Genomic DNA, 23,715 nt, shown 5'->3' with positions numbered 1-23,715 from the left:
GGTACGGTGACCTTCCCCGACGCCGCCGATGCGGCCCGCGTGCGCGTGTTCCTGCGCGAGAACCGCGAGCAGATCCTCGCCGACGTCCGCCACCTCGTGATGATCGAGAGCCCGAGCGACTCGCTCGAGGCCCTCGGCGAGCTGCACGCCTACCTCGTGCACTGGGTCGGCGAGCGCCTCGGCCACGCCGCCGAGATCGAGCACCAGCGCGAGCAGGACGCTCCGCGCGCCTCGAGCTGGACCTTCCCGGGCAGCGCGCCGGGCCGGGGCCCGCGGGGGTCGCGGCCGTTCGTGGCGCTGCTCGGCCACTACGACACGGTCTGGCCGCTCGGCACGACCCGGGCCTGGCCCTTCGCGGTCGACGGCGACCGGCTGAGCGGGCCGGGCACCTACGACATGAAGGTCGGGCTCGTGCAGATGGTCTGGGTCGTCGCGGCGCTGCGGCACGCGCGCCTGGAGCACCCTGCGATCCGACTCGTGATGAACGGCGACGAGGAGGTCGGGAGCCTCGTCTCGCGCTCGTTCCTCGAGCACCAGAGCCGGGGCGCCGAGGCCGCGCTCGTCTTCGAGGGCGCCATCGGCGACGCGGTGAAGACCGCTCGCAAGGGCATCGGCAACTTCGTCGTCGACGTCGTCGGCATCGAGGCGCACGCCGGCGTGGAGCCCGAGAAGGGCGCGAGCGCGATCCACGAGCTCGGCGCCCTGATCCCCCGGGTGCTCGGCATCGCGCGGCCGGAAGCGGGGACCACCGTCAACATCGGCCTGATCGGCGGCGGCAGCCGGGTCAACGTGACGACCGCGAAGGTGCGGCTCGAGCTCGAGGCGCGCATCCGGAACTCGGCCGAGGCGGCTCGCGTCGAGGCCGAGATGAACGCCCTGCAGGCCAGTGACGAGCGGATCCGCATCGAGGTGCGCGGATCGTGGCAGCGCCCGGTGTTCGAGCGGACCGCCGCCGTCGGCGCCCTGTTCCGCCGGGCCGAGCGCCTCGCCCGCACCATGGACCTGCCGCTCGTCGAGACCGCGGTCGGCGGAGCGAGCGACGGCAACCTGATCGCGGCCCTCGGCATCCCGGTGCTCGACGGCCTCGGCGCCCCCGGAGCGGGGGCGCACGCCCGCGGCGAGTCGGTGAGCATCGAGGGGATCCTCGAGCGCACCACCCTCGCCGCCCTGCTGGTGGCGAGCTTCGCCGCGGAAGGGGAGCGACTCCCGTGATCCATGAATCGAGACCGGTCGGGATCGTCATCGACGCGCCCGCCGACGAGGTCTACTCCTTCATCGTCGATCCCTCGAACCTGCCCCTCTGGGCCGCGGGGCTCGCGGAGTCGGACGTCGAGGAGGTCGACGGGCACTGGTTCGCCGACTCCCCGATGGGGCGCGTGGAGGTGGTCTTCGCTCCGCGGAACCCCTTCGGCGTCGCGGACCACCGCGTGATCACCGCCGAGGGGCGCGTCTTCGACAACCCGCTGCGGGTCCTGGCGAACGGGGACGGAGCCGAAGTGGCCTTCACCGTGCGCCGGTACGAGGGGATGACGCTCGAGCAGTGGGACGAGGACTGCGGTCGCGTCGCGGCCGATCTGGAGACCCTCCGCGGACTGCTGGAGCGCACCGGCGACTGAGCGTGCTCTAGATTCGTTGCAGCCCGGCGAGCGCCGGTCGCCCGCGCGAGAACGTTGGATGCGATGACCTCTCCCGACCAGACTCCCGTCCGCCCCGCCGGCGGCATCGAGCTCAACGGCCTCGACACGATCCAGGAGTCGGAGCGGCACGGCCGCCCGCGCGACCTGTTCTGGCCGTGGTTCGCGGCGAACGTGTCGGTGCTGGGCCTGAGCTACGGCTCGTTCCTGCTCGGATTCGGCCTCTCCTTCGCGCAGGCCACCGCCGTCGCCGTCATCGGCATCGTCGTGTCCTTCCTCTTCTGCGGGTTCGTCGCCGTGGCGGGCAAGCGCGGCTCCGCGCCGACGATGGTGCTCAGCCGCGCCTCGTTCGGGGTGAACGGCAACCGCCTGGTCTCCGTGATCTCCTGGCTGCTCACCGTGGGCTGGGAGACCGTGCTCGCCTCGCTCGCCGTGCTCGCGACCGCCACCGTCTTCGAGGAGTTCGGCTGGGACGGCGGAGTGCTGACGAAGGTCGTCGCGCTGATCGTGGTGGCCGCGCTGATCGTGATCGCCGGAGTCGTGGGCTTCCGCCTGATCATGCGCCTCCAGCTCGCGATCACTGTCGCCACCGGCGTGCTCACGGTGGTCTACGTCGCCCTCGTGCTCGACGACATCGACCTCGGCGCGGTCGCGAGCCTGCCCTCCGGCTCGGCCGGGGCCGTGATCGGCGGGCTCGTGTTCATGATGACCGGCTTCGGACTGGGCTGGGTGAACGCGGCGGCCGACTACTCCCGCTACCTGCCGCGCACGGCGGGGACCGGCGGGGTCATCGCCTGGACGACCATCGGCGGCGCGGTGGCCCCGGTCGTCCTCGTCGTGGTGGGGCTCCTGCTCGCCGGCTCGTCGCAGGAGCTGTCGGACGCGATCGCGGCAGACCCGATCGGCGCACTCGCGACGATCCTGCCGACCTGGTTCCTCCTCCCGTTCATCGTCGTGGCCCTGCTCGGACTCATCGGCGGCGCGGTGATGGACATCTACTCCTCGGGCCTCGCGCTGCTCAGCACCGGGCTCAAGGTCTCGCGACCGGTCGCCGCCGGCATCGACGGGGTGCTCATGGTGCTCGGCGCGATCTACGTCGTGTTCGTCGCGGGCGACTTCCTCGGCCCGTTCCAGGGCTTCCTGATCACGCTGGGCGTGCCGATCGCCGCGTGGCTGGGCGTGTTCCTCGCCGACCTCCTCCTCCGTCGCCGCGACTACGACCAGGAGGCGCTCTACGACGCGCGGGGCCGCTACGGCAGCGTCTCGATCGCGCCGGTGCTGCTCGTGGTGGTCGGCTCGGTGATCGGCTGGGGCCTCGTGGTCAACTCCTCGCCCGGCTTCGGCTGGGAGGGCTACCTGCTCGGGCCGATCGGCGGACGCGAGGGCGAGTGGGCCTACGCCAACCTCGGAGTCCTCGCGGCGCTCGTGATCGGGTTCGTCGGCGCTCTCGTCTCGTCCTCGGCGAGCGTGCGCCGGCAGGAGTCGCGCGCGTGAGCCTGCTCGTCGCGATCGACCTGCAGCACGTCTTCGCCGACGCGGACTCGCCGTGGGGGTCGTCGGAGTTCGCGCGGGCGGCCGCCGGGACGGCGCGGCTCCTCCCCCTCTTCGGCGACCGGGTCGTGACCACCCGGTTCACCGCGCCGACCGAGCCGCAGGGCGCCTGGGTGCCGTACTACCGGGACTGGCCGTTCGCGCTCGTGCCGGACGGCGATCCGCTCTACGCCCTCGTGCCCGGCTTCGACGGTCACCGGGTGCTCACGGCGACGACGTTCGGCAAGTGGGGGCCCGAGCTCGAGGCGCTGCTCGACGACTCGCGCGAGATCGTGCTGACCGGGGTGTCGACGGACTGCTGCGTGCTGTCGACGGCGCTGGCGGCGGCGGACGCGGGGGTGCGCGTGCGCGTCGTCCAGGACGCGTGCGCGGGCGCCTCCGAGACGGACCACCGGCGCGCGCTGGACGCGATGGCGCTCTACGCGCCGCTGATCGAGCTGACGACCGTGGACGAGGTGCTCGCGGAGGGCGTCGCACGCAGCTGAGCGGCGCTCCCGACCGCCGCTGTGCCTCGGATGCCGTCTACCGGCATGATGGGCGGATGCCCAGCACGGACGGCCGCGAGTCGGCAGCACCCCGGATCCTCGTCGTCGGCGAAGCGCTGATCGACATCGTCGAGCGCGACGGCGCGAGCAGCGAGCACGTCGGCGGCTCGCCCGCCAACGTCGCGCTCACCCTGGCGCGACTCGGACGCGACGCGACCCTCGTCACCGACATCGCCGACGACGAGCGCGGACGCCGCATCGGCGAGCACCTCGGCGCCTCGGGGGTGAGCGTCGTGCACGGCGACGCTCCCCGCACCTCGACCGCGAAGGCCCGGATCCGGCCCGACGGCTCGGCGGAGTACGAGTTCGACCTGTCGTGGAACCCGCCCGCCGCAGACCCGACGCCCTTCGGGCACGTGCACACCGGCTCGATCGCCGTCTACCTCGAGCCCGGCGGATCCGCGATCCTCGACCTGCTGGAGGCGCTGCCGGCCGGCACGACCGCGAGCGTGGACGCGAACATCCGCCCGGCCCTGGTCGGCCCGCACGCCGCGGCGCTCGCGCGCTTCGAGCGGGTCGCCGCCTCGTGCGAGATCGTGAAGCTCAGCGACGAGGACGCCGAGTGGCTCTACCCCACGGTGCAGCTCGACGAGGTGCTCACCCGGATCCTCGGCCTGGGCGCGCGGCTCGCCGTCATCACCCGCGGCGGGGAGGGACTGCTCCTCGCGTCCGCCGTCGCCCGGGCGACGGTGCCGGCCGCCCGCATCGTCGTGGCCGACACGATCGGAGCCGGCGACTCCGCGATGGGCGCGATCCTCGACGAGGCGTTCCGGCAGGGGCTCGGCGCGCCGAACGGGATGCTGCTCGACGAGCCCGCCTTGCGGGCGATCGGACGCTGGGCGGCGCGGGTCGCCGGCATCACGACCTCGCGCGCCGGGGCGAACCCGCCCACCCGCGCCGAGGCCGAGACGGAGTAGATCGTCACGGACCCGTCACACGACGGGTCTTCCGCGCGGGGTGGGGGCTGTTCCTAGACTCGGACATGGGAACAGCACCGAGCTCCACCGCCACGGTCGTCCTGCTCGTCGGTCCGGGGACCGACGGCCTGCTGCGCGACCTCGACGCCCTGCCCAACGTCGACGCCCGTCCGGGCACCGGCCCGGGCGCGCACCCGTCCGCCTCCACCTACCTGCTGCACGACGCGGATCCGCTCGAGCACGTCGCGAACGCCTGGATCGAGTTCTTCGAGGACCGGGCGACGCACGGCGCGCTCGACGTCGAGATCGAGACCGCGCTCGGCGTCTTCCGCCGCGGCGAGGCCGCCCTGCCCGACTACTACGTGGTGCTCGAGCCGGAGTCGGCACCGGCGAACTGGAAGCACTGGTGGCTGGGCGTGCTCCCGCACGCGGCGCCCGCGCGAGTGCTGCCGAGCTCGTCCGATCCCGGGGCCGTCCGCCGGCTGCTGGGCCGGCTCCCCCAGGGGCGGCCGTTCCCGGACCCGGCGTCGTGGCTCCCGGACGTGCGCTTCAGCGTTCCGGACCGCATCGGTCTCGTCTGACCGTTGCCCGCCTCCGCCGCCGGGTATTGACTGATCGCGATCGCACCCCGAGCAGGAAGAAGGACACCGTGGCCACCAGTCTCAGCCCCTACATCGGCTTCGCCGGCAACGCCCGCGAAGCGATGGAGTTCTACCGCTCCGTGTTCGGAGGCGAGCTGCAGGCCAGCACGTACGCCGACTTCCAGGCGAGCGAGGACCCCGCCGACCAGGACCGCCTCATGCACTCGCAGCTGACCCTGCCCAACGGCCTGCTGCTGATGGCCTCGGACAGCCCGAGCGCCATGCCGGCGTCGGAGGGCAGCCGGATCCAGATCGCTCTCTTCGGCGAGGACGACGCCGAGCTGAGCCGCTGGTTCGCGGCGCTGGCCGAGGGCGGCGAGACTCCGATGCCCCTCACCGACTCCCCCTGGGGCGACCGCTTCGGCATGCTGGTGGACCGCTACGGAGTGGAGTGGATGGTCAACATCTCGCCCGCGTCGGACTGAGCGTCCCGATCGGCCTCCGCGCAGGCGCAGAATGGAGGGACCGCTCGGCTCCGGTCGAGAGCGGTCCCCTCTTGACTGACGAAGGCTGCAGATGACGATCACGCTCGGGTACAAGGCGTCGGCGGAGCAGTTCGGAGCACGGGAGCTCGTCGAGCTCGCCGTCGCCGCCGAACGGCACGGATTCGAGAGCGCGGTGGTCTCGGACCACTTCCAGCCGTGGCGCCACACCGGCGGCCACGCACCGTTCTCGCTCGCGTGGCTCGCTGCGGCCGGCGAGCGGACGTCGACCATCCGGCTCGGCACCTCCGTCATGACGCCGCACTACCGCTACAACCCGGCCGTGATCGCGCAGGCGTTCGGCACCCTCGGGGTGCTCTACCCCGACCGCATCATGCTCGGCGTCGGCACGGGCGAGGCCCTGAACGAGGTCGCGACCGGCTACCAGGGCGCCGGCGAGCAGACCTGGCCCGACTTCAAGGAGCGCTTCGCGCGGCTGCGCGAGGCGGTGCGTCTGATGCGCGCGCTGTGGGCGGGCGACCGCGTCTCGTTCGACGGCGAGTACTACTCCACCCACGAGGCGTCGATCTACGACAAGCCCGAGAGCGGAGTGCCGGTGTACGTCGCCGCGGGCGGACCGGTCGTCGCGAAGTACGCGGGGCGCGCCGGCGACGGCTTCATCTGCACGTCCGGCAAGGGCATGGAGCTGTACACCGAGAAGCTGCTGCCCGCCGTCGAGGAGGGCGCGGCGGCCGGCGGACGCGACTCCTCGACGATCGACCGGATGATCGAGATCAAGCTCTCCTACGACCCCGACCCGGCGCTCGCGCTCGAGAACACGCGCTTCTGGGCGCCGCTCTCGCTGACTCCCGAGCAGAAGCACTCGCTGACCGATCCGGTCGACATGGAGCGCGCCGCCGACGAGCTGCCGATCGAGCAGGTCGCCAAGCGCTGGATCGTGGGCTCCGACCCCGACGAGACCGTGGCGCAGATCAAGCCCTACGTCGACGCGGGCTTCACCCACCTCGTGTTCCACGCCCCCGGCGACGACCAGCAGCGCTTCTTCGACGCGTTCGAGCGCGATCTCGCGCCGCGCCTGCGCGCGCTCTGAGCACCCTCCCTCCCGCCGGCACCGCGCCGGCCGACCCCTCCGGAAGAGCCGCCACCCGCATGACCTCCTCCCCCACGGCCACCGTCCTCGACCGCCTCGCGCACGGCGAGCCGATCACCCGGGCGAGCGCCGAGCTCCTGCTCGGAGCGCGCGGCGACGACCTCGAGCTGCTGCTGTCGGCCGCGGGCGCGCTGCGCGACGAGGGGCTCGCCCGGCGAGGCCGTTCCGGAGTGATCACGTACTCGCGCAAGGTGTTCGTGCCGCTGACGAAGCTGTGCCGCGACCGCTGCCACTACTGCGTGTTCGTCGAGACGCCGGGCGGCCTCGCGGCCAAGCGCGAGTCGACCTTCATGGAGCCGGAGGAGATCCTCGAGGTCGCGCGGGCGGGGGCGGCGCTGGGCTGCAAGGAGGCGCTCTTCACCCTCGGAGACCGGCCCGAGGACCGCTGGCCGGTCGCCCGCGCCTGGCTCGCCGAGCACGGCTACGCGTCGACCCTCGAGTACGTCCGCGCGATGGCGGTGCTGGTGATGAGCGAGACCGGCATGGTCACGCACCTGAACCCCGGAGTGATGTCGTGGGCCGAGCTGCAGCGCCTGCGCCCGGTCGCCCCGTCGATGGGCATGATGCTCGAGACCACCGCGACGCGCCTCTGGTCCGAGAAGGGCGGCGTGCACTACGGCTCGCCGGACAAGGACCCGGCGCTGCGCCTCCGCGTGCTCGAGGACGCGGGTCGCAGCCGCGTGCCGTTCACCACCGGCGTGCTGCTGGGGATCGGCGAGGACGACGCGGAGCGGGCGGACGCGCTGTTCGCGATCCGCGAGTCGCACGAGCGGTGGGGTCACGTGCAGGAGTGCATCGTGCAGAACTTCCGCGCGAAGCCGCGGACGGCGATGCAGAACGAGGTCGACCTCGAGCTGCAGGAGTACGTGGCGAACGTGGCCGTCGCCCGGCTCGTGATGGGTGCCGACACCACGATCCAGGCGCCGCCGAACCTCACGGACGAGCAGGAGCTCGGACTGCTCGTGCGCGCGGGCATCGACGACTGGGGCGGCGTGAGCCCGCTGACCGCGGACCACGTGAATCCGGAGCGGCCCTGGCCGAACATCGACGACCTCGCGCGGCTGACCGCGGCGGCCGGGTACCGCCTCCGGGAGCGCCTCACCGCGCATCCGCAGTACCTGCGGGAAGCGGCGACCTGGATCGACCCGCGGGTGGCGCCGTACGTGCGGGCCCTCGCCGATCCGGAGTCGTGGCTCGCCGACGAGGCGGCGCCGGTGCTCTCCCGGCCGTACCGCGAGGAGTTGGATCCGCCCGCGCGCGCGGTCCCCTCCTCCGCTCTCGCCCCGGTCCTGGCGCGGGCCGCCGAGGACCCCGCCGGCCTCTCGGACGACGACTACCTGGCGCTGCTCGCCGCGGACGGCGACGACCTCGACGCGCTCGCCGCTCTCGCCGACGACGTGCGCCGCTCGGTCGTCGGCGACACCGTCTCGGTCGTCGCGAACCTCAACATCGACACGTCGCTCTGGCGCTCCGGCCTCGACGAGGAGGCGCTGCGCGAGCTCGCCGACGAGGCCGTCTCGTTCGGAGCCACCGAGCTGTGCCTCCAGGGGGCGCTCGCCCCGGGACTCCCGGGAGACGATCTCCTCCTCATCGCGCGGACCCTGCACGAGCGGCAGCCGTCGCTGCACCTGCACGCCTTCCGCCCCGCCGAGATCCTCGACGCCGCGGAGCGGACCGGGCGCACCGTGCCCCAGATGCTCGACGCGCTGCGCGAAGCCGGAGTCGCGAGCGTGCCGGGCACCGCGGCGCGCATCCTCGACGACGGCGTCCGCGCGGTCCTCAGCGAGGGAACGGATCCGAGCGTCGCCGCGTGGCGCGAGTCGGTCACGACCGCGCACCGCCACGGCCTGCGCTCCACCGCGACGATGGTCTACGGCCACGTCGAGACTCCGCAGCAGCAGATCGCGCACCTGCGCACGCTCGCCGCGATCCAGGACGAGACCGGCGGATTCACCGAGGTCATCGCGATGCCGTTCGTGCCGGCGGAGGCGCCTCCCGCGGTCGTCGCGCTCACCCGCGGCGGCCCGACCCTCCGCGAGACGCGGGCGGTGCACGCGGTCGCGCGGCTGCTCCTGCACGGGCGGATCCACCACGTGCAGACGGCGTGGACCAAGGTCGGGCTGCACACGGCGCAAGTGCTGCTCCGCGGCGGCGCGGACGACCTCGGCGGGCTGCTCCTGGACAGCGTGCTCCGACCGGAGTCGGGCGCCGAGGCGCACCGCTCGCTCGACATCGCGACGGTCGACCGGGTGACGCGCGAGATCGGGCGCGGCTGGCGGCAGCGGACCACCGACTACGGCGTCGTCGACCCGGCGCGCGCGGTGCGCCTCGACGCCCCGGCGGCCGGCGCACCGGTGCGGGTGCGGCTCCCGCTGCGCGAGGCGCGACGCGCCTCATGACGTGCCTGGGCTCATGAGTCGCCGCGAGGCGTTCCTCGAGCGGCAGGCGTCGCTCGTGGCGGAGTCGTCGGTGCTCGTCGGCGGGCGCACGGTGCGGGTGTGGACGGCCGGGAGCGGGCCCGCCGTGCTGCTGCTCACCGGTCCGGGCCGGGGCGCGCGGGCGGATGCGGCGCTGCTGCTGCCGATGCTGGCGCGCCGGCGCCGCGTCGCCGCTCTGGAGCTCGCCGACCTCGCCGATCCGTGGGAGGACGGACCCGCGGCGGTCGCGGCCGTGCTCGACCTGCTGCAGGTCGAGGAGGCGGTCGTCGTCGGCCATTCGCTGGGAGCGGCGGTCGCCGTGCGGGCGGCGGTGTCCGATCCGCGGATCCGGGCGCTGGCCCTGGTCGCCGGGTGGGCCGCTCCGACCGAGCGGCTGATAGCGATCGCGCGCCTCTGGGCGTCCATCGGCGCGGCGGCGCGGGCAGACCTCTCGCGTTTACTCGCGGTGCGCTCGCTCATGGAGCTCGGCCCGGAGCGGACGCCGCCGTTCGGGCCGGAGGCGGACGTCCTGCTCGCCGCGGCCGTCCGGGCCGACGTCTCCGAAGCGGCCGCGCGCCTCCGGGTGCCGGTGCTCGTCGTCGGCTGCACGGCCGACTCCGTCGTCGGGATCGAGGGGTCGCACGCCCTGCTCGGCACGATCGACGACGCCCGCTTCGCCGAGGTCGACTCAGGACACGCGGTGCTCGCCGAGCGCCCGGCCGAGCTGCTCGCCCTGCTCGAGCACTTCCTCGCCGATCCCTCGCGCGACGCCCCAGGCTCGGTCCTGCCCCGGAGGAGCGTCTGATGGCCGAGGAGGTCGACGTCCTCGTCGTCGGGGCGGGCTTCGCCGGCATCGGAGCCGCAGCACTGCTCGCCCGCCGCGGCGGTACGTCGTTCGCGGTCCTCGAGCGCGCCGATCGGGTCGGCGGGACCTGGCGCGACAACCACTACCCGAACGTGTCGTGCGACATCCCCTCGCACCTCTACTCCTACTCGTTCGCCCCGGAACCGGACTGGTCGGCGCTCTACGCGCCCGGCGCCGAGATCCAGGCGTACCTCGAGGCGGTGGTGGCGCGCGAGCGCCTCGAGGCGCACCTGCGGCTCGGCACGGACGTGCTCGCGATGGACTTCGACGAGGAGTCGGAGCGGTGGCGGGTCCGCACGTCGCGCGGCGACTGGTCGGCGGCCGTGCTCGTGGTCTGCGCGGGCAGGCTGTCGGAGCCGCGCCTGCCCGCGATCCCGGGGCTCGACGCGTTCCCCGGCACGGCGTTCCACTCCGCCCGCTGGCGCGACGACGTCGAGCTCGACGGCGCGCGGGTCGGACTCGTGGGGTCGGGTGCCTCCGCGGTGCAGATCCTGCCGCACCTCGCGGAGCGGGCGTCCGACGTGGTGCTGTTCCAGCGCTCCGCGCCCTACGTGGTGCCGCGGCGGAACCGGGAGTACCCGCTCGCCGAACGGCGGGCGCTGGCGCGCGTGCCCGGGGCGGTGCAGCGGCTCCGGGAGGAGCTGTTCTGGCGGGCCGAGCTCGGCTTCGCCGGCCGCGTGGGCGTGCCGGCGGCGATCGACGGCCTGCGCGCGGACGCGCTCGACCACCTCGCGGCGCAGGTCGCGGATCCCGCCCTGCGCGCGGTGCTCACCCCCGACTACGAGATCGGCTGCAAGCGCGTGCTGCTCTCGGACGACTACTACCCCGCGCTCGTGCAGGACCACGTGCACGTCGTGCCGAGTCCGCTGCGCCGCCTCGACGGCTCCACGGCGATCGGCGACGACGGCCGGGCGCACGAGGTCGACGTGCTCGTCTTCGCCACGGGCTTCCACTCCACTCGGCCCCCGTTCGCCCGGCGGATCCGCGGCCGCGGCGGCCTGCTGCTCGCCGAGCACTGGGCCGACGGGATGCGCGCCTACGACTCGACGGCCGTGCACGGCTTCCCGAACCTGTTCGTCGTCAACGGCCCGAACGCGAGCCTGGGCCACAACTCGGCCGTGCACATGATCGAGTCGCAGATCGCGTACGTGCTCGCCGCTCTGGAGCACCGCGACCGCACCGGCGGGGCGCTGCTGGAGGTGAGCGCGGAGGCGGAGGCCGCCTCCGTCGCGCGGATCGACGAGCTCAGCGCCGACACGGTGTGGACGAACGGGGGCTGCGAGAGCTGGTACGTCGACGCCGAGTCGCGGCGGCTGACGCTGCTCTGGCCGGATTTCGCCTTCGCGTTCCGCGAGGAGCTCGGCCGCTTCGACCCGGCGGCGTACACGGGCTGAGGGTGCTCGCGCAGAACCTCGGCTGGGAACGGTCGTCGCGCACGATGGCGGCTGAGGGTCGTCCTCAGCGGAGGTTCTGCACGTCCGTCCCTCTCCTCCACACGACTGATCGGGACCGCGCGCGGAGCGAGCCGCGGGGTCGGTGCGGCGGGTGCCGCGGGGTCGATGCGGCGGGTGCCGCGGCGGAGGGAGGATCATGGACGCACCCGATCCCTCCGCACGACAGGACCCCGCCATGCCGGTCGATCCCGCCTCCTCCGTCGCCCCGCCGCCTCCTCCCGCGCTCGATCACGACCGCGCCCGCGCACTGCTGCGCGAGCGGTACGGCGTCGAGGGCTCGCTCCGCGATCTCGGGAGCAACCAGGACCGCAACGTGCTCGTCGAGAGCGACGGGAGCCGGCTGCTCCTCAAGGTCGCGAATCCTGCGACCCCCCGCGCGACGGTCGCGGCGCAGACGGAGGCGGTCGCCCGGCTCGTCGAGGAGCTGCCCGGTCTGCGCCTGCCCCGGGCGGTGCCCGACCGCGACGGCCTGACCCTGCAGGAGCTGCGGCTCGGCGGGGCGGTCTGCACCGCGCGGGTGCTCGAGTTCGTGCCCGGTCGGACCCTGTCGGGATCCGGGTACCTCTCCCCCGCCGTCGTGCGGGCGATGGGCGCGCTCGCGGCGCGCGTCGACACCGCGCTGGCCGAGCATCCGCTCGAGGGCCTGGAGGATCCCGGTCAGTGGGACCTCCGGCGGGCCGCCGGCGTGGTCGAGGCCCTGATCGGGCGGGTGCCCCGGCGCGCCGCCCGGGTGATCCGCGCCGCGGTCGAGCAGGCGCTCGCCGTCGTCGAGCCGCTCGCTGCGGAGCTGCCGGTGCAGCTGGTGCACGGCGACCTCACCGACGACAACACCGTGGCGGGCGAGGGCGGAGCGCCCGACGGCGTGATCGACTTCGGCGATCTGGGAGCCGGATGGGCGGCGGGCGAGCTGGCGATCACGCTCTCCTCGCTCCTGCACCACGCCGACGCCGACGCGACGACGGTGCTGCGGGCCGCGGCCTCCTACGACGCCCTCCGACCCCTCTCCGACGCCGAGGTCGAGGTGCTCTGGCCGCTCGTCGTGCTGCGGGCGGCCGTGCTCGTCGTCAGCGCTCACGAGGTGCTCGCGGGCGACCCGGGCAACTTCTACGCCGCCGAGAACCTCGAGCACGAGCAGCTGATCCTCGAACGGGCGCTCGCCGCACCCCTGCCCGTGCTGCAGGCGCTGGTGCGGCGCTCCCTCGGGCGCGGTGGACCGGCCGGGCTTGCTCCGGCGATCACGCCGGCACTGCCGATCGACGCAGCGGTCCTCGACCTCTCGCCCGAGAGCGCCCTGCTCGACGCTGGGCGGTGGCTCGAGCCGGACGTCGAGGAGACGCTGATCGCCGAGGCGCTGCGGGACTCCCCGGCCGCGGTCCTCCGCCACGGCGAGCGCCGCCTGACCCGGGCCCGGCCCCATTCGGCGCACGAGCCCGAGACGGTCGCCCTGCACGTGGCGGTGCACCTCGCCGAGCCCGCCGTCGCGGTCGCTCCGTTCGACGCGGAGGTCGTGGCGGGTCCTCCGGGCGTCCTCGTGCTGCGGGGCGCCGAGGTGCGGCTGCTGCTCGAGGGCGTCGAGGACGTCCCTCCGCCCGGGACTCTCGTCGCGGCCGGCGACCCGATCGGCCGGATCCCCTCGGCCGTGCGGGCGCATGCGCTGCCGCGTGCGCTCGACGGGGTCGAGCCTCCGCTCTTCGCCCGCCCCGCCTGGGCCGACGCCTGGCTCGACGTGCTACTCGACGCGACGCCCCTGATCCTGGGGCACGCCGTCCCCGCGCCCGAGCCGGACGCCGAGGTCCTCCCCCGCCGGCTCGCGCACCTCGCCGACGTGCAGGAGCACTACTTCGAGGAGCCGCCGACGATGCTCCGCGGCTGGCGCGAGCACCTCGTCGACGACTCCGCGCGCGTGCACCTCGACGTGCTCAACAACGTGACCTCGATCGGCCACGGGCACCCTCTGCTGGCCGAGCGCGTCGAGCGGCAGTGGCGCCTCCTGAACACCAACTCGCGCTTCTCCTACCCCTCGGTCGGCGTCTTCGCCGAGCGCCTGGCGGCCCTCCTCCCCGACGGGCTCGACACCGTCCTGCTCGTGAACAGCGGATCGGAGGCGGCCGACCTCGCGCTGCGCCTGGGCCGCGCATGGTCGGGTCGCGACGACGTGCTCGCGGTCCGCGAGGCGTACCACGGCTGGACCGCGCTCTCGGACGCGGTCTCCACCTCCGTCGCCGACAACCCGGGAGCCCTCGAGACCCGGCCGTCGTGGGTGCACACCCTCGATGCGCCGAACAGCTACCGCGGGGTCCATCGCGGCACCGAGGCGTTCCGGTACGCCGAGGAGGCCGTCGAGCGGATCCACGCCCTCGCCGCCGAGGGAGCGGCTCCCGGCGCCGTCATCGCCGAGACCTACTACGGCAACGCGGGCGGCATCCCGCTGCCCGACGGCTACCTCGCCGCCGTCTACGCGGCCGTCCGCGAGCACGGCGGGCTCTGTATCGCCGACGAGGTGCAGGTCGGCTACGGCCGGCTCGGCGAGTGGTTCTGGGGCTTCGAGCAGCAGGGAGTGGTGCCCGACGTGGTGGCCGTCGCGAAGGCGATGGGCAACGGGCATCCGCTCGGCGCCGTGATCACGACGCGCGCGATCGCCGAGCGCTACCGCTCGCAGGGCTACTTCTTCTCCTCCGCGGGAGGCAGTCCTGTCAGCTCGGTCGTCGGGACGACGGTCCTCGACGTGCTCGAGGGCGAGGGACTGCAGGGGAACGCCCGCACGGTCGGAGCGCACCTCCGCGGCCGGCTCGAGGAACTGGCCGAGCGGCACCCGCTGATCGGCGCCGTGCACGGTCACGGCCTCTACCTGGGGCTCGAGCTCGTGCGCGACCGCGAGACGCTCGAACCGGCGACGGAGGAGACCCGCGCGATCTGCGAGCGCCTGCGCGAGCGCGGCGTGATCGTGCAGCCCACCTCCGATCGCCAGTGCGTGCTGAAGATCAAACCACCGCTGTGCTTCACCCGCGAGAGCGCCGACTTCTTCGCCGACCAGCTCGACGAGGTGCTGACGTCCGGCTGGTGAGAGCGGACCCGCGCCCGCCCACGCGGACGTGCCGGGGTCGATCCCATCGTCACCGGCGCGCCCGGTTCCTACCCTCGAAGGCATGAAGCACATCAGCTACGCCGACAAATCACTCCTCGCGGGCGACGAGGTCGTCGATCTGCTGCTGCACTACGCGGCTCGGCTCGCCGACCACGGCGCCGCCGACGACGTCGACGTGCACGTCTTCAGCTCGGACGGCGACGAGACGATCGCCACCTTCGTCCTCGGCCCCGGAGTGGGACTCATGGCCGAGGTCGCGCACACGAGCATGCCCGCGCCCGACAACACCGAGGCGATGGCCTACCTGCGCGAGAAGCTCGAGCTGCTCGACTCCCCGCCGCACGGCGGCCTGATGGACCCCGAGGACACCGAGCTCGACGCCTTATACACGGAGCAGTTCGCTCCCGATCCGAGGGACTCGCCTTCCGACTGAGCCGCGGCTCAGACCGCGGGCAGAGCCGCCTCGAGCCGCGCCCGCACGTCGAGCAGGACTTCGTCGATGCCGGCCGTCGCGGTCGCGGTGAGCGGCAGCGAGAGCAGGAGGATCGCGCTCAGCACAGGGGCGAGCGTCGCGGCGCGGGCGTCGATCAGGCCGTCTCGCTGCAGGATCGCGGCCACGGCCGCCTCCGTCCCCGCGACGATCGCGAGAGCGTCGGCGTGCCGCGGCTCCTAATGGTCGCCGACGACCATCTCGCGGAGGCAGGTCCGCCCGTTCTCGACCTGTGCTCGGTTGCACTCGACGATCGGCACGGCGAGCGCCAGGAGCGCGTCGACCGGGTCGTCGATCCGCTCGGCCACCGCACGAGCGCCTCGGCGTCGTTCGCGTTCTGCACCGGGAGGAGCAGCGCGCCCTCGGCCTTCGCGGAGAGGAACAGGGTGCCGATGTCGGCGCGATCGGCATCTGCTGCGTGGTGACCTCGTCCACTCCGTGCTCCGCGAAGAACTCGCTCGCCGCGCGGTGATGCGCTCGAGCTTCTCGAGCGTGTTGCGCTCGCGGCGTCCGACGAGGGCGGGGTGCACGGCGGGTCCTCCGGGAGAGGTCAGGGGAACGCTCCTCCTCCCGCGCCGCGACCGGGAGGAGGTCGTCGCGGCCGAGGGGTCGCTCCGCACCCGCCGAGCCGGGGATAATCGTCTGCGATGCGTGAAGACGACGATGTCGACCTGGTGATCGACGCCTGGGCCGACGCCCTGCCCGACCTCGACTTCGCGCCCCTGGACGTCGTCTCCCGGCTCCGACGCCTCAGCCCGCGGGTGCAGGAGTTCCGCCGCCAGGCCTTCGCGGTCAGCGACCTCGCGCCGTGGGAGTTCGAGCTGCTCTCGATGCTCCGGCAGAACGGCGCGTCCGGTCTCACTCCTTCGGCGCTCGCGGCTCGCCTGGGCATCTCGAGCGGCAACCTGGCGAACCGGCTCGACCGCCTCGCGGCTCGCGGCCTCCTCGTCCGCGAGCAGAACGCCGCCGACTCGCGGAGCAAGATCGTCTCGCTCACGCCGCGCGGCACGAAGCGCGTCGACGAGGCCATGCGGCACCTGGTGCACGCCGAGGGCGAGGTCCTCGCCGACCTCGACGCGAAGCAGATGGCCGTCCTCATCCAGTGCCTGCGCACGATCAGCGAGACGCTCGACCGCCTAAGGTGAGCTGCTACTCCGGGCGCCCCGTGAGGTCAAGCCCGTGGGAGCTCGCAGCCGACCGACGTAGCGTGAGGCATGCGCGGTGAGGCGAGAGCCGGACGCGCTACGACACGCGAAAGCGGAGAGCACCATGACACAGACACCCATCATCCAACCCGCGCGATGGAGCCGGAACGGAGTCCGGATCGTCGTCGTCCCCGGGGCGGAGCTGCCCCGGTTCCGGCTCGAGATCGACCGCCGCCTTATCACCGACCCCTTCGTCGCCACCGGCCCCTTCGCCTCGGTCGAGGAGGCCGAGCGCGCCGCCGAGATCGCGGCCTCCGCCCTCGGCCGGAAGATCCCGGCCTGACCCCGAGGTGCGCGCACTGCTCCTGAGCGGAGAGGGCCGCTACAGCGACCCCTGGCATCCGTTCCGCGAGACCAGCGCCGCCGTCGCGGACCTGCTGACGTCTCGCGGTCACCGCGTCGAGATTCGAGGGGATGTCGAGGAGGCTCTCGCGGAGGAGCTTCGGGGGCTCGTCGTCGTGAACGTCGGCCTCCCCCGCGACGGGAGCCCCTCTCCCTCCTCGACGACAGCGCGCGACGGTCTCGCCCGACTGCGCGACTCGACCCTGCCGGTCCTCGCCCTCCACGTCTCGTCCACGAGCTTCGCCGATGCACCGGAGTGGACGGAGCTGCTCGGCGGCCGCTGGGTGCCGGACGTCACCATGCACCCGGACTTCGGCCCGGCGCGGATCCGGGTGCGCCGCGACCGGCCGGCGGTGCAGGACGTGCCCGACTTCGACGTGGAGGACGAGCGCTACTCCTGGCTCGAGGTCGCGGACAGCGCCGAGGTGCTCGCCGTGCACGAGCACGACGGAGTGGAGCATCCGCTCGTCTGGGCCCTCGAGCGCCCGAGCGGCGGACGCACCGTCTACGACGCCCTCGGCCACACGGCCGAGTCGTACCGCTCGCCGGGGCACCGGGCCCTGCTGGCCGCGGCGCTCGACCATCTCGGGGCCTAGACCAGGTCCTCGAGGGCGCCGGTCGGCAGTGCGATCCAGCCCTCGGCCTGGGCGGCGTCGCGGTGCTCCGGAGGGATGGGCAGGGTCGCGCCGAGCGCGTGGGCGCGCGCGTTCAGCGCCGCGACGACCGCATCGAGTGCGTCGTTCGACCGCTCCATCAGCGCGAACGCGTCCGCCGGCCCCTCGAGCCACGGAGCCGCGCGGCGCAGGGCGGCGACGGCCGCCGGCACGGCCTCGGGGCGGGTCTTGTAGCCGGTGGTGTCGATCCGCCAGTGGCGCAGCGCCGCCGCCGGGTAGACCTCGACGAGGCGTCCGCCTCCCGACCGGTCGACGTCCTCGCCGGCGGCCTCGAAGGCCTCGAGCAGCTCGGCGCAGCGCATCGCTGTCATGCCCAGTCGGTCGGTCGAGACGCTCAGCGGCCAGCGCCCGGTCGCCTCGCGTGCGGCGCGGTCGGTCTCGCGGTAGGCGAGCCGGCGGCGCCAGTCGCGGCCGGCGAGGGTCCGCGGAGCGACCTCGCGCCGGGTGTGCGCCTGCACGAACGCGGCGAACTCGAGCGGCCAGCCGAACGCGCAGTCGATGCCGACCGCACGGGCTCCGCGCGAGAGCTCGACGATGTCGGCGTCGGAGGAGTCGAGCGCCACGGTGCGGACGACGGCGCGCCCCTCCGCCCACTCCACAGCGGCCCGGGCGGTGCGGCCGGGCTCCGCCGCGAGGTCGACACCGATCGTGAGCACCTCCCGAGGCTAGGGCCTGGTGACCACGATCTCGCGTGCTCACCGGGACCCTGCGTCGGACGACTACCCTCGACCCCAGCGGCGCCGCGTCGCCCCCGAAGGAGCGCCATGAGACCCGCCGTCGCCGTCGTCCGGATCCTCGTCGCCCTCACGGTGCTGACCGCGGTGGCCGCGACCGCTCTCGACACCGCGTCCCGGACCCCGCTGAACCCGCTCAACTTCTTCGGCTTCTTCACCATCCAGGGCAACATCCTCCTCGCGGTGATCCTGCTGATCACCGCCGGGCTCTCGCTGGCGCGACGGCCGCAGGGATCGGGCCTGGTCCTCGCGCGCGGCGCGGCCACCGGCTACATCGCGATCGTCGGAGTCGTCTACAACCTGCTGCTCGCGGGCCTGGCGGGCGGCGTCACCCTCCCGTGGGCCAACACGGTGATGCACGTGCTGTTCCCGCTCTACGGAGTGCTCGACTGGCTGCTGATCGGCGACCGGCCGCCGCTGCCCTGGCGCCGCCTCTGGGTCGTGGTCGTCTATCCGATCGTCTGGCTCGTCGTCGTGCTCGTGCGCGGAGCGACCGACGGCTGGGTGCCGTACCCCTTCCTCGACCCGGCGAACGGCTACGGCTCGGTGGCCGCCTACGTGGCGGCGATCGCGGTGGCGTTCGTGCTCGCGGGTGCACTGGCCTGGGCGGTCAGTCGCGTGCACGTGCTCCGGATCCCTGCCACGCGCTGAGGAAAGTGCATTCCGGCCGTTCTGGGGTCAGGGCCGCATGACGCTTCCGAGGTCCCTGGACCTAGCGTCGACCTCGGCGGCCCCCGTCGCCTCCGACCGAGAGCGATCCCCATGCCGCGCCACTTCCTCCCCCGTCCGCCCCGATCCGCCCGCCGGAGCCGCCTCGCCGCCCTGGCCGCCGGTGCCGTCCTCGCCCTGACCGCCGCCCTCGTGCCGGCGAGCGCCGCCACCGCCGCGACTCCCACGCTCAAGGTCCTCGCGCTCGGCGACTCGATCACGCGCGCCTACGGCACCTGCGGGTCGCTCGGAGACTGCCCGAGCAACAACTGGTCGACCGGCACCTCCTCCTCGGTCAACTCCTTCACCGCACGGCTGCGTGCGGCGAAGCCCGGCACCACTGTGACCTCGGCAAACTTCGCGAAGACCGGCGATGTCATCGCTCAGGTCCCCGCGCGCATCGCCGCGGCCGCTGCAGCCGGAGTGAAGCCCGACGTCGTCACCCTGCTCATCGGCGGCAACGACCTCTGCTCCCCTGACAACAAGGTCGCCGCCGACGGGTACACGATGACCCCCGCCTCCACCTTCAGCGCCTCGGCGACCACCGCGATCTCGACGATCCGCACCACGTGGCCGACTGCGAAGATCGTGCTGTCGTCGATGCCGAACGTGGCCTCGGAGTGGTCGGTCGTCCGCAGCGGTGTCGGTGCGGTCGTGTGGTCCTCGGCCAAGCTCTGCCGCACCACCCGCGGTGTGAGCTCGACGGGAGCGCGCTTGAGCACGACGGCCGCCGCGGCCTCGGCCGCCGCCGCGAAGACACGCACGGCGCAGTACAACACGGCGCTCAAGAACGCGTGCGCCGCCGCCGGTCCGCTCTGCGACTACGACGGAGGCGCACTGACCGCCACGCCCGTCACCAGCTCGCTGATCGGGAAGGTCGACTACTTCCACCCCAGCGTGGCCGGTCAGGCGAAGATCGCCTCGATCCAGTGGAACGCGTCGAACTTCGCGACCACCGGCTGAGCGGACCGCGCTCAGCCGTCCTGCGGGCGCTCGCCCTCGAGGCGGCGCCGCTGCTCCTCGGCGAGCCGCGCGTAGTGCGCCTCCTCGCGCTCGAGATCCGCGAGCTGCTCCTCCGTCGACTTCTGCGGAGGACGCACGATGATCGTCTGCGGGGAGGCGGGTCGACGGCGCTGCCGCGGCGCCCGGCCTCCGGGGATGAACGAGCCGCCCTCCCCGCGCTTCCACTCGTGACCGAGCAGGAACCAGATCGTGACGCCGATCAACGGGATGAACACGATCAGCAGGATCCAGGCGATCTTGGGCAGGTTGCGGACCACGTTGTCCGGCTGGCGCACGACGTCCACGAGCGCCAGGACCATCAGCACGACGGTCAGAAGCGAGAAGAGAAACCCCATGCTGAGAGGGTACGTGCCCGGGCGGTGGAGGCCACCGGTTCCCCAGCCGGTGCGTGGCACGATCGGAGGATGAGCGAGCCCCGAGACCGCCCGAGCACCCGTCGCCGTCTCACTCCGCGACGCCTCGCGGCCCTCGCGGCGGGTGTCGTCGCGCTCGTGGGACTCGCGCTCCTGGCGCTCGTGCCCCTGCAGTACGCGACGCTGGCCGGCGCGGGCTTCGACTCCGTCTGCCGGGCGAGCGTCGGGCGGGTGCCCGCGGAGGAGGGCGGACTTCTGCGCGGCGCGTGGTCCTGGTGGCCCCTCGGCACCTCGTGCGAGTGGACGCTGCTCGACGGCACGGTGACCGAGGTCCAGCCGGACTGGTCGACGACGGCCGTCGCGATCACGGGCGCGGCGCTGCTGCTGCTCGGCATCGCGGGCGCGGCCACCGCACTGCTCGTGCGGCGCCGCACCCGCGGCTGAGGATCAGCGGTCGAAGAACGACCCCAGGTCGCCGAGGTCGGGCATCGAGAAGTCCGAGACCTGCTCGCCGAGACCGGACACCTGCTCGCCGACGCCCGACACGACGTCGCCCGCCGATCCCGTGATGTCGCCGAACTCGCCCAGGTCGCCGAAGCCGGCGAGCCCGTCGAGGTCGACGCCCTGCAGGAGGGAGCCGCCGACGCTGCTGAGCACGGCGCCGCCGGCGACCGCGGCCAGCAGTCCGCCCGCGGCTCCGAGGCCCAGGCCCGCCGCGGCTCCGACACCGGCGCCCGCGAGGGCCCCGCGCGTGCCGGGCTTCGAGAACATCTTCTTCAGGAATCCGGGGTTCTGCGCTTCGCCGCGGGTGGCGGCCCTGGCGAGGTCGTCAGGGGCGGAGGAGCGCGGCTGCTCGTTCGCGGGCAGCTCGTCGCGCAGTCGCGCCTCGACCTGCGAGCGCTGCTCGGGCGTCAGCTTCGCGAACGCGTCGCGGTGCACCTGCTCGAGCTGCTCGGGGTCGGCGGTGCGGAGGAGGTAGTCGTAGCGGGCGATGGCGGCGCGGTCCTCCGCGGTGACCGCGGGCCGACCGGGGCGCGCGTCCTGCGGGCGCGTGGAGGGACGGTGCTCGGGAGCGCCGTACTGCGGCGCCGGACGAGAATCGCCGGTCACCTTGTCGGCGGCGGTGCGGACCAGATCGCGCCAGTCCGTCCCTCCGCTCGAGGACGCGGGGCGCGCGGTGGAGCTCGAGGAGCTCTTCGAGTCGAGCGCCTTCGACGCCATGCTGAGGATGCGCTTGAGAGTGCTCACAGAAGACCTTCCGTCGGGTGTCAGCCTCGATCATCCCGGTGCCGCCTGAGCGAAGGCCCCGGGAACGCTCTCGACGAGCCCGGAATCGCACGCCCCGGCCGATCGGTCGGATCCCCCGGTGGTCCGGTCGGGCGCCGTGCGCGCCGTCACGCCATGCTTCCCTCATGACTTCGACCGCCTCCGTCCCCGTCGTCCGCCCCGAGCCGACGGCCCAGCGGCTCCCCGTCGTCCCCCTCGTCGTGCTGATGCTCCTCAGCTTCCTGCTCGTCACCGCCGAATTCCTGCCGAACGGAGTGCTCACCGAGATGGCGGCCGGTCTCGGCGTCACCCCGGGTCAGGCCGGGCAGACGGTCACCGTGACGGCGTTCGTGGGCCTCCTGGTCGCCCCGACCATCGGCCTGGTCGTCCCGGGGCTCGATCGCCGCACCCTCCTGGTCTGGACCGCCGTCGCCGCCGGAGCGTCGAGCGTGCTCGCCGCCCTCGCGCCGACCCTCCCCCTGGTCCTCCTCTCGCGGATCCTGCTCGGAGCGGCCATCAGCGCGTTCTGGTCGATGTCGATCACGGTCGTCGCCCGCGTCGCAGGACCGGAGCGGGTGGGTCGGGCGACCATGTTCACGAGCGCGGGGCTGTCGCTCGCGACCGTCGCCGGAGTGCCGCTGGGCGTGATCCTGAGCGAGCTGATCGACTGGCGCGCGGCGTTCGTCGTGATCGGCGTGCTCACCGCGCTGCTCGCCCTGCCGCTGCGGCTCCTCCTGCCCCGCGTGCCCGCCGCCGCGTCCGCCGGGCTGGGCGTGCTGCTCGACACCGTGCGCCGCCCGGGGGTGCGGCAGGGCTTCGCGGGCCACGTCCTCGTCGTCCTCGGCCACTTCCTCGCGTACACCTACATCCGCCTCGCTCTCGAGCGCACCGATGCCGACGCGGCGACCGTCGTCGGCCTGCTGGCGCTCTTCGGGGTCGGGGGGCTGCTCGGCAACATCGTCATCGGCTCCGTCATCGACCGCACCTTCGCGGTCTTCGGGATCGTGGCGCCCGTGGCCATCGCGGTCGCGGTCGGAGGGGTGCTGCTGCTCCCCGGATCCGTCGTCGCGATCGCGGTGGCGGTGGGCGTCTGGGGCTTCTTCTTCGCCTCGTGGCTGATCATCGTCAACGCGTGGGTCGGCCACCGGATGACCGACCGGCTCGAGGCCGGCGGGAGCCTGGTGGTCGTCGGGTTCCAGGCCGCGATCGTCGTCGCGGCGGGACTCGGCGGGGTCCTCGTCGACTCGGTCGGCATCGAGGCCGACTACGCGATCGGCGCGGTGCTGCTCCTCGTGGGAGCCGCCCTCTTCGGCTCGGCGGCCCGGCGCGAGGCCTGAGCGCGTCAGACCTCCTGACGGGTCGCCCGCCACAGCGACGGCACGACGCCGGCGTGACGGCGGAAGGCCCGGCTGAACCCGTCGTCCGAGGAGTAGCCCAGCGCGCGGGCGGCCTCGGACACGCTCCGTCCCTGCTCCAGCAGCTCCTTCGCGCGCCGCATGCGCACGTCGGCGACGTAATCGGCCGGAGTCCGCCCGAACGCGGCTCGGAACCGCTCGGTCAGAACGGTGCGCGACATCGCTCCGGCGCTCGCCAGCCGATCGACGGTCCACTCCCGCCCGGGGTCGTCGGCGACCGCCGCCGCGACCCGGTCCAGGTGGACGTCGCCGGTGAGCGGACGCGGTCCGCCGTCCTCGCCGGACGCCCAGGCCCGCACCACCGAGAGCAGCACCGTCCGCACCATCAGCCGGCAGATCACCGGATCACCCGAGCGCGCCGATCCACCCCGCGGCGGGCCGAGCTGCGCCGCCAGGGCGGCCGCAGCGGGCTCGAGCCGGGCGAAACCGGGGGCGAGCACCAGCCCGGGCAGCGGCCGGAGGCACGCCTCGGGCTCGAGGCGCAGCTCGACGACCATCAGTCCGGCGCCCGAGGTCGATGCGAGCGCTGCCGCCCGCCGCCCGAAGCTCAGCAGTGCGTCGCCCGCCAGCAGAGTGCGCGGCAGCGGGGCCGCCACCGCGTCGCCCGCCGCGAGGTCGAGCTCGCAGGCGGCTCCGGCCGGGGCGAGGGCCGTCAGCTCGCCGTCGACGACGTAGACGAGCACGACGACGCCCTCGGCGAGCACGAGCCTCTCCCCTGGCGCGAGCGTCCGCCGCCGGAGCTCGCCGAGCGTCACGTCCAGTGAGGAGAGGACGTCCTCGAGCACTGCGGGTTCGATCGTCAT

26 protein-coding genes are annotated in these 23,715 nt (G+C 73.7%); 20 read left to right on the top strand and 6 right to left on the bottom strand.

Features of this window, described 5'->3' with window-relative positions; all coding sequences use genetic code 11:
- The first annotated feature begins 6 nt into the window (after positions 1-6).
- The 13 genes from C1I63_RS10615 (at position 7) to C1I63_RS10555 (ending at position 15,135) form a co-directional block, all read left to right on the top strand.
- Positions 7-1,212: a M20/M25/M40 family metallo-hydrolase gene (locus C1I63_RS10615; protein ID WP_107574758.1), complete on the top strand. Its 1,206-nt coding sequence runs from the start codon at positions 7-9 to the stop codon at positions 1,210-1,212.
- Positions 1,209-1,616, top strand: a complete 408-nt coding sequence (locus C1I63_RS10610; protein WP_055787859.1) for an SRPBCC family protein — start codon at positions 1,209-1,211, stop codon at positions 1,614-1,616. The genes C1I63_RS10615 and C1I63_RS10610 overlap by 4 nt, the downstream gene beginning before the upstream one ends.
- A 63-nt stretch (positions 1,617-1,679) precedes the next feature.
- The gene (locus C1I63_RS10605; protein ID WP_107574757.1) at positions 1,680-3,128 is read left to right on the top strand and encodes a purine-cytosine permease family protein; all 1,449 of its coding nucleotides are present in this window, start codon (positions 1,680-1,682) and stop codon (positions 3,126-3,128) included.
- Complete coding sequence (locus tag C1I63_RS10600) at positions 3,125-3,670, top strand: cysteine hydrolase family protein (RefSeq protein WP_107574756.1); 546 nt, start codon at positions 3,125-3,127, stop codon at positions 3,668-3,670. Before C1I63_RS10605 ends, C1I63_RS10600 begins: the two co-directional genes overlap by 4 nt.
- A gap of 56 nt (positions 3,671-3,726) precedes the next feature.
- On the top strand, positions 3,727-4,647 hold the full coding sequence (locus tag C1I63_RS10595) for a carbohydrate kinase family protein (RefSeq protein ID WP_107574755.1): 921 nt from the start codon (positions 3,727-3,729) through the stop codon (positions 4,645-4,647).
- A 65-nt stretch (positions 4,648-4,712) separates the two neighbouring features.
- Positions 4,713-5,228, top strand: a complete 516-nt coding sequence (locus C1I63_RS10590; RefSeq protein ID WP_055787843.1) for a hypothetical protein — start codon at positions 4,713-4,715, stop codon at positions 5,226-5,228.
- Between the two features lie 68 nt (positions 5,229-5,296).
- Positions 5,297-5,713, top strand: coding sequence for a VOC family protein (locus tag C1I63_RS10585; RefSeq protein ID WP_055787840.1), 417 nt, complete (start codon positions 5,297-5,299; stop codon positions 5,711-5,713).
- Positions 5,714-5,804: 91 nt separating this feature from the next.
- A complete protein-coding gene (gene fgd, locus C1I63_RS10580; RefSeq protein ID WP_211315611.1) occupies positions 5,805-6,821 on the top strand; it encodes a glucose-6-phosphate dehydrogenase (coenzyme-F420) in 1,017 nt (338 codons plus the stop codon).
- Positions 6,822-6,880: 59 nt separating this feature from the next.
- Positions 6,881-9,280: a 7,8-didemethyl-8-hydroxy-5-deazariboflavin synthase CofG gene (gene cofG, locus C1I63_RS10575; protein WP_107574753.1), complete on the top strand. Its 2,400-nt coding sequence runs from the start codon at positions 6,881-6,883 to the stop codon at positions 9,278-9,280.
- A gap of 13 nt (positions 9,281-9,293) precedes the next feature.
- Complete coding sequence (locus tag C1I63_RS10570) at positions 9,294-10,103, top strand: alpha/beta fold hydrolase (RefSeq protein ID WP_107574752.1); 810 nt, start codon at positions 9,294-9,296, stop codon at positions 10,101-10,103.
- Complete coding sequence (locus C1I63_RS10565) at positions 10,103-11,557, top strand: flavin-containing monooxygenase (protein ID WP_107574751.1); 1,455 nt, start codon at positions 10,103-10,105, stop codon at positions 11,555-11,557. The genes C1I63_RS10570 and C1I63_RS10565 overlap by 1 nt, the downstream gene beginning before the upstream one ends.
- A gap of 196 nt (positions 11,558-11,753) precedes the next feature.
- The gene (locus tag C1I63_RS10560) at positions 11,754-14,681 is read left to right on the top strand and encodes an aminotransferase (RefSeq protein ID WP_244907024.1); all 2,928 of its coding nucleotides are present in this window, start codon (positions 11,754-11,756) and stop codon (positions 14,679-14,681) included.
- Between the two features lie 82 nt (positions 14,682-14,763).
- Positions 14,764-15,135, top strand: a complete 372-nt coding sequence (locus C1I63_RS10555) for a hypothetical protein (protein WP_107574749.1) — start codon at positions 14,764-14,766, stop codon at positions 15,133-15,135.
- A gap of 8 nt (positions 15,136-15,143) precedes the next feature.
- On the opposite strand, the gene C1I63_RS20345 is transcribed toward C1I63_RS10555, so the two are convergent.
- Together C1I63_RS20345 and C1I63_RS20340 are read right to left on the bottom strand one after the other, a co-directional pair.
- Complete coding sequence (locus C1I63_RS20345) at positions 15,144-15,320, bottom strand: hypothetical protein (RefSeq protein ID WP_342353108.1); 177 nt, start codon at positions 15,318-15,320, stop codon at positions 15,144-15,146.
- Between the two features lie 51 nt (positions 15,321-15,371).
- On the bottom strand, positions 15,372-15,500 hold the full coding sequence (locus C1I63_RS20340) for a hypothetical protein (protein WP_342353107.1): 129 nt from the start codon (positions 15,498-15,500) through the stop codon (positions 15,372-15,374).
- A 339-nt stretch (positions 15,501-15,839) separates the two neighbouring features.
- On the opposite strand from C1I63_RS20340, the gene C1I63_RS10545 reads away from it, so the two are divergent.
- From C1I63_RS10545 to C1I63_RS10535, 3 genes are all read left to right on the top strand, one after another.
- Entirely contained in the window at positions 15,840-16,337 is a 498-nt protein-coding gene (locus C1I63_RS10545) for a MarR family winged helix-turn-helix transcriptional regulator (RefSeq protein WP_107574748.1), read from the top strand.
- 124 nt (positions 16,338-16,461) lie between these two features.
- On the top strand, positions 16,462-16,680 hold the full coding sequence (locus tag C1I63_RS10540; protein WP_107574747.1) for a hypothetical protein: 219 nt from the start codon (positions 16,462-16,464) through the stop codon (positions 16,678-16,680).
- Between the two features lie 7 nt (positions 16,681-16,687).
- Positions 16,688-17,335 (top strand): ThuA domain-containing protein, encoded by a 648-nt coding sequence (locus C1I63_RS10535; protein WP_107574746.1) that lies wholly within the window; start codon positions 16,688-16,690, stop codon positions 17,333-17,335.
- On the opposite strand, the gene C1I63_RS10530 is transcribed toward C1I63_RS10535, so the two are convergent.
- Positions 17,332-18,069 carry a DUF429 domain-containing protein gene (locus C1I63_RS10530; RefSeq protein ID WP_107574745.1) on the bottom strand — a complete coding sequence of 246 codons (738 nt, stop codon included), beginning with the start codon at positions 18,067-18,069 and terminating at the stop codon, positions 17,332-17,334. The genes C1I63_RS10535 and C1I63_RS10530 overlap by 4 nt on opposite strands.
- A 108-nt stretch (positions 18,070-18,177) precedes the next feature.
- Between C1I63_RS10530 and C1I63_RS10525 the strand changes: the two genes are divergently transcribed.
- Both C1I63_RS10525 and C1I63_RS10520 read left to right on the top strand, forming a co-directional pair.
- On the top strand, positions 18,178-18,798 hold the full coding sequence (locus C1I63_RS10525) for a Pr6Pr family membrane protein (RefSeq protein ID WP_107574744.1): 621 nt from the start codon (positions 18,178-18,180) through the stop codon (positions 18,796-18,798).
- A 111-nt stretch (positions 18,799-18,909) separates the two neighbouring features.
- The gene (locus C1I63_RS10520) at positions 18,910-19,818 is read left to right on the top strand and encodes an SGNH/GDSL hydrolase family protein (RefSeq protein WP_107574743.1); all 909 of its coding nucleotides are present in this window, start codon (positions 18,910-18,912) and stop codon (positions 19,816-19,818) included.
- 11 nt (positions 19,819-19,829) lie between these two features.
- Here C1I63_RS10520 and C1I63_RS10515 read toward each other — a convergent pair whose 3' ends face one another.
- Complete coding sequence (locus tag C1I63_RS10515) at positions 19,830-20,213, bottom strand: PLD nuclease N-terminal domain-containing protein (RefSeq protein WP_107574742.1); 384 nt, start codon at positions 20,211-20,213, stop codon at positions 19,830-19,832.
- Between the two features lie 69 nt (positions 20,214-20,282).
- Between C1I63_RS10515 and C1I63_RS10510 the strand changes: the two genes are divergently transcribed.
- Positions 20,283-20,675, top strand: coding sequence for a hypothetical protein (locus C1I63_RS10510; RefSeq protein WP_107574741.1), 393 nt, complete (start codon positions 20,283-20,285; stop codon positions 20,673-20,675).
- A 3-nt stretch (positions 20,676-20,678) separates the two neighbouring features.
- Here C1I63_RS10510 and C1I63_RS10505 read toward each other — a convergent pair whose 3' ends face one another.
- Positions 20,679-21,479, bottom strand: coding sequence for a cation-transporting ATPase (locus C1I63_RS10505; protein ID WP_107574740.1), 801 nt, complete (start codon positions 21,477-21,479; stop codon positions 20,679-20,681).
- A gap of 164 nt (positions 21,480-21,643) precedes the next feature.
- Here C1I63_RS10505 and C1I63_RS10500 point away from each other — a divergent pair, with 164 nt between their 5' ends.
- Entirely contained in the window at positions 21,644-22,834 is a 1,191-nt protein-coding gene (locus tag C1I63_RS10500) for an MFS transporter (RefSeq protein ID WP_107574739.1), read from the top strand.
- Between the two features lie 5 nt (positions 22,835-22,839).
- Here C1I63_RS10500 and C1I63_RS10495 read toward each other — a convergent pair whose 3' ends face one another.
- Positions 22,840-23,715: a helix-turn-helix transcriptional regulator gene (locus C1I63_RS10495; RefSeq protein ID WP_107574738.1), complete on the bottom strand. Its 876-nt coding sequence runs from the start codon at positions 23,713-23,715 to the stop codon at positions 22,840-22,842.

The organism is Rathayibacter caricis DSM 15933 (assembly GCF_003044275.1).
GTDB classification, from domain to species: domain Bacteria; phylum Actinomycetota; class Actinomycetes; order Actinomycetales; family Microbacteriaceae; genus Rathayibacter; species Rathayibacter caricis.
Note: the sequence above shows the minus strand (reverse complement) of the source record. Positions and strands in the feature narration are given on the sequence as shown.